Genomic DNA, 1478 nt, shown 5'->3' with positions numbered 1-1478 from the left:
GCGCCCGGCCCGCCCGCTCCGCCCGCTCCACCCACCCCGCTCGGCCCACCCGCCCCCGCCGGGCCACCCCACCGGGTCGTTCCCGCCCGTCACCGCGCCGTTCGCTCTCACGCGGCCAAGACTAGGCAGCTCAGCGGCCCCCGCCTCGGCCGGCCGGGCAGGGTGACCCCCTACTTTCGTCGGGGTTCCGCGTCGCATAAGGGCCGATCTGCCGACGCGTCGCCGTTCCTAGCGTCAGAGCCATGAACGACTGGACCTCCTCCCACGACCGCACCCTCGCGCAGCGCAACGCCGACGGCTGGAGCTTCCTCATCGAAGCGGCCCGCGACCTGCGCACCACCGGCGCCGTCGCGCCCAGCGGCCGAGCCCTCGCCCGCATGCTCGCCGATCCGCTGCGCGGCGCCGCCGGACGCCCGCTGACCGTCCTGGAGGCGGGCGCGGGCACCGGCTCGGTCACCCGGGCCCTCATCCCCCTGCTCTCCTCGGGCAGCCGCCTCGACATCGTGGAGGCCAACCCCCGCTTCGCCGCGCGCCTGCGCACGCTCACCCGCACCGACCCGCTGCTCGCCGGAGCGGCCGAGCGGGTACGGGTCCACGAGGGCGCCGTCGAAAGCCTGGAGACCGGACGCCGCTACGACGTCATCGTCTCCGGCCTGCCCTTCACCAACTTCGCCCCCGAGCACGTCGAACTCATCATGGAGCGCTACCTGGACCTGCTCCACCCCGGCGGCACCCTCACGTATTTCGCCTACCGCGGCACCCGTACCGCCCGCTCCCTGCTGTCCTCCCGCGTCTCGGCGGGGCGGCACCGGGCCGTGGAGCGGGTCCTCGCCGGGTACCAGCGCCGGTACGCCACCGGGCGCTGGACCGTGTGGGGCAATCTGCCGCCCGCGTACGTCTGGCAGCTGCGGGTGCCGACCGCGGACGCGTCCGCGGCCACGCCGGCAGCCGTCCCCCAGGAAGTCCTGCGGTGACCACCCCCCTCACCGGTGTCCTCGACCAGGTGCCCGCCCCGTGCGCGTACGCGCTGCTCGGCGGGGCCGTCCTGCTGGAGTCCGTGCTCCTGGTCGGCGCGTTCGTGCCCACGCTCGCGCTGCTCCTGACCGCCGGGGCGCTGGCCCGCGCCGGTGAGCTGAGTCTGGTGCCCGCCGTCGTGGTCGCCGCGGGGGCCGCTGTCGCGGGGGACGCGCTCGGGCATCGGACGGGGCGGGTGCTCGGTGTGCGGCTGCGGGGTGGGTGTCTGGGGCGGCGGATACCCGGTGTCGCGTGGCGGCGGGCGGAGGCCCTGATGGAGCGGTTCGGGGGGCAGGCCCTGTTCTGTTCGCGGTTTCTGCCGGTGGTGCGGACGGTGACGCCGCATCTTGCGGGGGCTACGCGGGTGCCGTATCGCCGGGTGGCGGCATACAGCGTGGTCGCCGCGACGCTGTGGGCGGGGGGTGGGGTGGGGGTGGGGTATGCGGTGGTGTCCGCTGCTGCGT

Annotated in this window: 2 protein-coding genes; both read left to right on the top strand. The window is 75.7% G+C overall.

Annotated features, from left to right (window positions below):
* The first annotated feature begins 242 nt into the window (after window positions 1-242).
* Window positions 243-974: a class I SAM-dependent methyltransferase gene (locus tag ACFWZ5_RS40710; protein WP_384806951.1), complete on the top strand. Its 732-nt coding sequence runs from the start codon at window positions 243-245 to the stop codon at window positions 972-974.
* A partial coding sequence (locus ACFWZ5_RS40705; RefSeq protein WP_384806954.1) for a DedA family protein occupies window positions 971-1478 on the top strand: 508 nt, incomplete at its 3' end. The genes ACFWZ5_RS40710 and ACFWZ5_RS40705, both read left to right, overlap by 4 nt.

The sequence above is a fragment of the Streptomyces sp. NPDC059003 genome (assembly GCF_042740445.1).
Taxonomy (GTDB): domain Bacteria; phylum Actinomycetota; class Actinomycetes; order Streptomycetales; family Streptomycetaceae; genus Streptomyces.
The sequence above is the reverse complement of the archived record's forward strand: the minus strand, read 5'-3'. Positions and strand labels throughout refer to the sequence as shown.